At 37.0% G+C, this 7,207-nt stretch carries 10 protein-coding genes and 3 pseudogenes; 4 read left to right on the top strand and 9 right to left on the bottom strand.

What is annotated here, in order from left to right; translation table 11 throughout:
- Positions 1 to 28 precede the first annotated feature (28 nt).
- Together QUA01_RS27560 and QUA01_RS26980 are read left to right on the top strand one after the other, a co-directional pair.
- The gene (locus QUA01_RS27560; RefSeq protein WP_442921565.1) at positions 29 to 298 is read left to right on the top strand and encodes a hypothetical protein; all 270 of its coding nucleotides are present in this window, start codon (positions 29 to 31) and stop codon (positions 296 to 298) included.
- Between the two features lie 411 nt (positions 299 to 709).
- Positions 710 to 2,202 (top strand): annotated as a pseudogene (locus tag QUA01_RS26980) (IS5 family transposase).
- Between the two features lie 283 nt (positions 2,203 to 2,485).
- Here the strand turns inward: QUA01_RS26980 and QUA01_RS26985 are convergent.
- The 8 genes from QUA01_RS26985 to QUA01_RS27570 all read right to left on the bottom strand — a co-directional run bounded on the left by QUA01_RS26985 (position 2,486) and on the right by QUA01_RS27570 (position 5,590).
- A complete protein-coding gene (locus QUA01_RS26985) occupies positions 2,486 to 2,794 on the bottom strand; it encodes a transposase (RefSeq protein ID WP_333091980.1) in 309 nt (102 codons plus the stop codon).
- Between the two features lie 98 nt (positions 2,795 to 2,892).
- A complete protein-coding gene (locus QUA01_RS26990; protein WP_333091982.1) occupies positions 2,893 to 3,042 on the bottom strand; it encodes a hypothetical protein in 150 nt (49 codons plus the stop codon).
- 284 nt (positions 3,043 to 3,326) lie between these two features.
- Entirely contained in the window at positions 3,327 to 3,842 is a 516-nt protein-coding gene (locus tag QUA01_RS26995; RefSeq protein WP_333091983.1) for a hypothetical protein, read from the bottom strand.
- Positions 3,823 to 4,080, bottom strand: coding sequence for a hypothetical protein (locus QUA01_RS27000; protein WP_333091984.1), 258 nt, complete (start codon positions 4,078 to 4,080; stop codon positions 3,823 to 3,825). Before QUA01_RS27000 ends, QUA01_RS26995 begins: the two co-directional genes overlap by 20 nt.
- Before the next feature lie 3 nt (positions 4,081 to 4,083).
- The gene (locus QUA01_RS27005) at positions 4,084 to 4,389 is read right to left on the bottom strand and encodes a transposase (RefSeq protein ID WP_333091985.1); all 306 of its coding nucleotides are present in this window, start codon (positions 4,387 to 4,389) and stop codon (positions 4,084 to 4,086) included.
- Positions 4,389 to 4,697 (bottom strand): transposase, encoded by a 309-nt coding sequence (locus QUA01_RS27565; RefSeq protein WP_442921566.1) that lies wholly within the window; start codon positions 4,695 to 4,697, stop codon positions 4,389 to 4,391. The genes QUA01_RS27005 and QUA01_RS27565 overlap by 1 nt, the downstream gene beginning before the upstream one ends.
- A 366-nt stretch (positions 4,698 to 5,063) precedes the next feature.
- Positions 5,064 to 5,291: a hypothetical protein gene (locus tag QUA01_RS27010; protein ID WP_333091986.1), complete on the bottom strand. Its 228-nt coding sequence runs from the start codon at positions 5,289 to 5,291 to the stop codon at positions 5,064 to 5,066.
- Entirely contained in the window at positions 5,288 to 5,590 is a 303-nt protein-coding gene (locus QUA01_RS27570; protein WP_442921567.1) for a helix-turn-helix domain-containing protein, read from the bottom strand. Before QUA01_RS27570 ends, QUA01_RS27010 begins: the two co-directional genes overlap by 4 nt.
- Positions 5,591 to 5,690: 100 nt before the next feature.
- Here QUA01_RS27570 and QUA01_RS27575 point away from each other — a divergent pair.
- Both QUA01_RS27575 and QUA01_RS27015 read left to right on the top strand, forming a co-directional pair.
- Positions 5,691 to 5,858, top strand: a pseudogene (locus QUA01_RS27575) (IS4 family transposase); the annotation flags it as partial.
- An 82-nt stretch (positions 5,859 to 5,940) separates the two neighbouring features.
- Positions 5,941 to 6,342, top strand: a complete 402-nt coding sequence (locus tag QUA01_RS27015) for a helix-turn-helix domain-containing protein (RefSeq protein ID WP_333091988.1) — start codon at positions 5,941 to 5,943, stop codon at positions 6,340 to 6,342.
- A gap of 534 nt (positions 6,343 to 6,876) precedes the next feature.
- On the opposite strand, the pseudogene QUA01_RS27020 reads toward QUA01_RS27015, so the two are convergent.
- Positions 6,877 to 7,207 (bottom strand): annotated as a pseudogene (locus QUA01_RS27020) (hypothetical protein); the annotation flags it as partial.

A 7,207-nucleotide genomic window follows, 5' to 3' on the forward strand; every position in this document is an offset into this window, starting at 1 on the left:
GAGTTTCGGTTAAAATTCCAGGGATTTTTTGTCTCTGTTCGGGGAGCGTCCCTGTTCCAAAACTGTCCGAAGTATTGCCTTAAAAAACTTTGATAATATCTGGATAGCTGATGGCTCAACATTAGAAGCATTATTTAAGAAGCTACAAAGTTTATCAGATGTGCCAATTGGTCAATTAGCCGGAAAAATTGGAGTAATTATAGATCTAGTAACTCATCTTCCCGAAGAAATTTGGTTTTGGACAAATCCCAAACAAGCAGATACTCATGCTCGAAGAAGATTTACTAAAAATAGTTAAGCCAAAAACCTTGCTCTTATTGGATCGAGGCTTCTATCACTTCGCTTTTTGGCAACAACTCATCGACCAATAAATTGCATTTATCACTCGAATAAAGAAAGGTGCATCCTATCAAGTCGAACGGGTATTAACCAATACTTATGATGTCAAAGACCAGATAATTAAAATAGGTACAGGCACAAAAAGAACACCAGCTTTAACTATAAGATTAGTACAGATTCGCTCCAAGACTTCCTGGCGTTCTTATCTGACAAGTGTCCGAGAACCCGAAATATTGCCCCCCTATGTAGGGCTTGCTGAATAATCGAGTGCATATTGCGTGGCGAAAGGTTTCGATCGCGCGATCGAGAATAAAGTCGCCGTGATAAACAGGTAAAATAGGTCAAAACCCGTGCATCACCACATGAGATCATGTACAAAAAGGTTGAGCTTGCTCCCATCCCACCATTGGACTTTGAACTAGGCAACGGCTCTAAATTGTCACTCCTTAACCGTTGGGTAAAGATGGCCCAAGTAATACCGTGGTCAGAATTTGAATCAGAATATGCTCAAAACTTCCCCACAGAAATGGGTGCACCAGCCAAATCATGGAGGATGGCGTTGGGGGCATTAATTATTAAGGAAAAATTAGGAATTAGCGATCGGGAAACAGTAGAACAAATCCGTGAAAACCCGTATCTGCAATACTTTATCGGTCACTCAAGCTACAGTAACGAGCTGCCATTTGACCCATCACTATTGGTTCACTTTCGCCAAAGAATTAGTCCGAACTTAATTAATAAAGTGAATGAACGAATGGTCGAAAAAATGCGCTCCATCACCCCAGTTAAACCCGAAAAAAAAAAGGATTCGGACGCCAAAAATGAGTCACCCAATCGCGGAAAATTAATCATAGATGCTACCTGTGCCCCAGCAGACATTACCTATCCGACCGACTTAGGACTATTAAACAAAGCCAGAGTTCATACCGAAAAAATTATAGACATCCTGTATAAACAGATCAAACATCAAACCAGTAAAAAACCAAGAACCTACCGTAATCTCGCCCGAAAAGATTACTTATTAATAGCAAAACAAAGAAGACCATCCCGCAACAAAAAAAGACAGGCAATTAAAAAACAACTTCAATATATCAAAAGAAACCTCGCTCATATTGAACAGCTAATTGAGTCAGGTGCGACTCTCGAACGCCTGAGCAAAAAGCAATATAAAACCTTGCTAGTGATCACAGAAGTCTATCGTCAACAGCAATGGTTATTTGATAATAATAAACAGAGTATTGAGGATAGAATAGTAAGTTTAAGCCAACCCCATATCCGTCCCATAGTCAGAGGAAAAGCCGGAAAAAGCGTAGAGTTTGGAGCCAAACTATCAGCCAGTTGTTTTGAAGGATATGTATTTTTAGACCGGATGAGCTGGGATAATTTTAACGAATCAGGGGACTTGAAAGCCCAAGTAGAAGCATATCATAGGTTCACAGGATATTATCCAGAGTCCGTTCATGCAGATCGCATTTACCGAAATCGGGAAAACCGAGCGTGGTGTAAAGAAAAAGGCATTAGAATTAGTGGACATCCTTTAGGAAGACCTCCAGCAAATGTGAGTAAATCAAAAAAGATGCAAGCGTTGGAAGATGAGAGGATTAGAAATGCAATTGAGGGCAAGTTCGGACAAGGCAAACGAAGATTCGGCCTGAATAGAGTGATGGCTAAACTTGATAATACATCTAGTACAGTTATTGCAATTACTTTTTTGGTAATGAATCTTTCTACCTGGTAGCGCCGGGTTTTTTGTGTGTTTTTATATCTATTTAGAAAAAGAACACCTGTTTTGTGGTTGGAGATAATCCCCAATTATTATTGGGGTAACTCGATACAGAAAAACTTATCTTTAACCGAGCTTGAATATATCGATCGCACCTGTTCTTGGCTGGCGATCGATTATTCAGCAAGCCCTATGTAGTAGCAGATTTATATCAAAGATGCTGGCGAATTGAAGAGGCATTTTGTACAGTAAAAAGATTATTAAATCTTAGTTATTTATGGACAGGTTCATTAGACCTCTTGCAAAAAAATATATATTATAATTAAAGGTTTTGAGTTTTAGACCCCACAGCTAACTCATAATTGTAAAGTGCTGATATAACCTGCAATCTGCTTCACTTAAGCCAAGCCCTTTATTAAGTAGCTAGACAAAATTAATTACATAGTTTTCTCCAAATTCTTTCAGAATTTTTTCAACAGATGCAACGAAAGTTTCCCAACTTTTGTAAGCAGATATCTCAACCCATTCATACTTGATAAACCCCCATAGGATTTCAATTAAATTTAATTTAGGAGAGTAAGAAGGTAACTCAAAAAGAGTAATATTCCGTTGTTTCCACTCTTCAACTTTGTCAAGAATAGCATCACTGGTGTGAATAGAAGCTTGAGCTGTGACAATTACCGTTGGCTGATCTACTGCGGGGAAAAAAGCATCAATACACGCAATAACCACATCTCAGTTAATACTTTGAGATGAAACATAAGTTTCAAGATGGTTATTTCGATTCATGATTCCTAGTACATTCATAGGCTGACGACGACTAGGAATTGCTAAAGATTTTCCAATGTTCTGCCAGCCATAGGGAACACAAGGAATCCAACAAAATCCTGCTTCATCCAAGTAATATAAATCAATTTCTCCCGATCGTCCAATCGCTTTAATTCTTCTAGTTGTGCCTTTTTATCTTGATATTCATTCATGGGCTGGAGGCTTTGCGGCAACTCCTTTACGCATACGATGCCAACTCATATTTAGCATTTTTACTATTCTTTGAATTGTTTTTATGCTCGGACTTATTCCCCAGGTTTCTTGAACCTTTTGGCTAACATTTTTTAATTGCCTTGGCTCTTGTTTAGCCCACTCTTTGATTGGGGCTTTCTGCGAAGAGTTAAATAGTGATTTAGCACCTCTTCCTGGGGGAGCATCCCGGTTTTGCAAAAGCCTCAAATAGCCAAGAGATCGTTGAGGTAAACACAACGAAGTTTTAGCATTTGATTGACATTTTTTTCAACCATTGAACTCCCGAAATTTTCAACCTTTTATCTATTTGTTTAACAGTCAATTCTACCGCTCCCGAGCCTATGGAACAAATCTTGTCTGATGATAATTGCTCATAATTAACAATTCGAGAGGGATGCTTTTCTAGATACTTGCAAAAGTTTTTAGCGGTTTTTTTGGGACAATATTTAAATAGATTTAGGGTAGGTTCGACCCGACCTTGCCACAAAAATTCTTTGGCTTGGGCTAGAGATTTCAACGACCCTCCCACTTTATATAAATTTTCCATTAAATGATACCAATCTAAAATTTCGCGTCTGGTTTTACCACGATTTAACTGGCTCATAATATTCCATATTCCATCATGTCCATCACCCCAACAAGTTAATAGATCGGCTAATGGCTGATGGTTTATATAGTTAATTAACTCTTCATTCTCTTGATAAAAAGCCCCATAATAACTTTCATGTAACCGCACTGCCTTATAGAACCCATTTGACATCTAAGAAGAGGGGTGCAAGCCTTCTAATCATCAGCCTAATAAAACAAAGGTTGAGTTTGGCAGTCGCCCCTGCCAAACTTCTCTCAAAGTTCTTCACCAAAATTTTACATCTTTCCATCCAAGCATTTGACCGTTCAATGACCCACCTTGCTTTAACTGGGACCAATCCTGATTTTACTTGAGCTTTTTTTTCGGCTTTTGATGGCTTTTCTGAAAGTTCAAACTTGATTTTTGTCATAATTTAGGGATAAATTTTTTCTAACTCTTTTGTGAGATGTTCGGGATGATAACCATTGTCTACTAAGAGTATAATTTTCGGAATATTTAGAGGTTTGGACTTAAAATAATCGATGTTTAAAGTCAAAATTTTAATCAAACCAGCATCATCTGATACACTAGCTTTTGTGCAGTGGGTAAAGAATGGAAACCCAAGTGTATCAACGGCTAGGTGTCTTTTAATACCATTTGTAGACTTGTAGAAACAAAACCCTTTTGACTCAATACTAGCATTACCAGTATTTTTTACGGCTTGTGAGTCTATAATCATCAATGTAGTCCATTGGGCTTTTTTTTTAGCTGTGCACGCACTTGCTCATGTAAGACCCTCATCAGCTCTTCTATGACTCCCTGTGTTCGCCACTGCTTGTAATGCCAATATACAGTGGAATAGGGTTGCAAGTCTTTGGGTAAGTCTTGCCAATTGCAGCCATTTTTTAGTTGATATAAAATTCCATCTAAGATTTCTCTTTCTGTCCAGTTACATGGTCTAGTTCGGTTCTTTTTGGGCAATACCTCATGTAGTATGGGTTCAATTGTTTCCCATTCTGAATCCGTTAGACTGCTATAATAAGGCATGGCCGCTACTGGATAATGCTTTTACGGTCACGCTACCACAAGACCGTAAAAGATGTCAAATGGGTTCTATAATCTTGCCAATGAGACCCTTCTCCTAAATTCTCTCTCAGACGGACTTTCCCTCCATCTATGCTTGTTTCTTTCACCTCTATTTTGGCATGAGGTCCTGACCATTCTTGTTTTTCTACCACTCGGTGTAAACAAGTGTGGCCAATCTTTACTCCTGTCTGAACTTCCATTTCTTGGGCAGCCTTGAAGTAGGAAAGATTAGCTATTTGACGGAGACAGCATTTTTCAAATAATGGAGATAATCGAGTAGATTTCTTGAACTCTAATTTTTCGACCTGTTTTTCAGTAATTATTAGTTCACCAATACAGCTTTTTACGCTCGCTGGGGTCGTCCTTGTTCTGTTCCTGTTGCTTCTTTGATAAAAAAAAACCGATTTGTGGGCCCACTTTTTCAAGCCATTGTTGCCTGAGATGTTTTTCAATATTTTCCAGACTGGTCAGTTCACTTGGCGGTGTATTGTTATACAAAATTTTAGCAATTTCTGCCGAAAAGAATTGCAACTGTTCTAGTTCTTCATGGGTCATGGCTCTTTTTCTCGACTTTTTTTGACACTTTTATTGATTTTAACTATTTTACACTTATTCGGATATTTACAAAACCGGGATGCTCCCCTTCCTGGTTTATTATAAAGTTCTATCATTCCTTCTGATTCCCACCGATTGAACCAGTTATAGAGTGTCTTATAACTTATTCTGAAAATATTCATTAACTCTACTTTTTTTACTCCTTGCGAAGCTAATATGAGGCAATGTGATCTCTGACCTACTTGATGATGTCGGCTTTGCCGATGAAGTCGAGTCGAGTAATTTAGACGAAAGAGGATTTATTTTCCTGATAAACATCATATGAAATTCTAATTAACTCATAATTTTGCCTGGAATATCATTCTACCATGTATTTGTGTAATTAATTCTGTCTAATTACTTATAGCAGAAAATTATTTTGCAAGAGGTCTATTAAACGGAATCAAGCGCCAAATCTGGGCTGCTTGGCTATTTTATGCAGTTTTAGTAGACTTAGGAGATGCGGTTGCAGATGAATTAGGAGTACCAATTGAACGGATTGCATTAGAAATGATTTATCGGGGAATATAAGTAGCTCAACAAAATTAATTACACAAACCCACTAATATGATATACTAAAAATATCGAATCGTATTCAAGGAAATTGTATATGTTTTTACTTGGAGACATCAATCCACTTTCGTTGAAATTGCTAAATCAAATTTATCGCGAAAGCAGACATCATCAAGTGCGCCAAAGAACACAGCTTTTAATTTGGGTTTCACAAGACTTCAAAAATGAAAAACTGCTGAAAATATTTAAAATTAGTTATAAGACTATGTATAATTGGTTGAATCGATGGGAAAATAAGGGAATGCTCGGATTATATAAACCAGGTAGAGGCAGAAAAAAAATCTTTAATCCGGCAGAATCTGCTCAAATTAAAAATTGGGTAAAATTGGAACCAAAACAATTAAAGCAAGTAGTACAAAAAATCAAAAAAGAATGGTCTATTAATACAAGTACGGAAACAATTAAGAGAATAATCAAAAAAAAATATGAGTTGGCATAGGATGCGTCGAGGTGTTGGGGGAAAGCCCGACCCTATAGAATACAAAGAAAAAAAAACAAAAATTGTCAGCATTAAAACAACTAGAAGATGAGGGAAAAATTGATTTATACTATTTGGATGAGTCCGGATTTTGTGGCATCCCTTGTGTCCCTTATGGATGTCAAGATATTGGTGAATATTTGTTATAGTCATTTCAAATAAATGTGAGACAGAGGCAAGATCGTGATAAAATGGATAAAAATAGTTAATTAGAAAAAAATGGTTTACAGTCTAGACGTATCCGCTCAATAAGTTGCGGTAAGCATTAATTTTTCGGAATTGTAGAATTTTAATTTAATTGTACAAATATCTTAATTTAGATACAAAAATCTCGCATTTCCTGGCTGCTAAATCTTGATTAAAATAATGTATTCTCAATCATGAAGTCAAGGATATTACAGTCTTTTTGGAACAGTCACAATTAACAGTGGGGTGACACTTAATAAAGGAATTAAGTTCCGATAATTCAAAGCAGTTATCTTTTTTTAAACTTCTTCAATAATCCCAGGACACACCGAAAGAACAAAGCGAAGATTGTTTGCGAATAATCATCCCCAGAGCTGGAATATTTCCCCGGTGAGAAATACGATCATATTCAAAAAAGCTAATTCCTAATTTCCTAGTAGTCGCAACCAGAGACATGAAAACATCCATCGCCTTAGTTCCTTCACAAGTTTGGGTTGCATAACTAATATTTCGTCGCTGCACCATTGTTCTGGCAGCTAATTCTGCCGGGTTATTATGTAATGGTAATTCCGGATGCTCCAAAACTAAAAGCAACTTTGATATTTTACAAGAAGTTAATTTTTTTCGTTCATCTAATTGT

It is taken from the genome of Microcoleus sp. S36a_B3 (assembly GCF_036700745.1).
Classification (GTDB): domain Bacteria; phylum Cyanobacteriota; class Cyanobacteriia; order Cyanobacteriales; family Microcoleaceae; genus Microcoleus.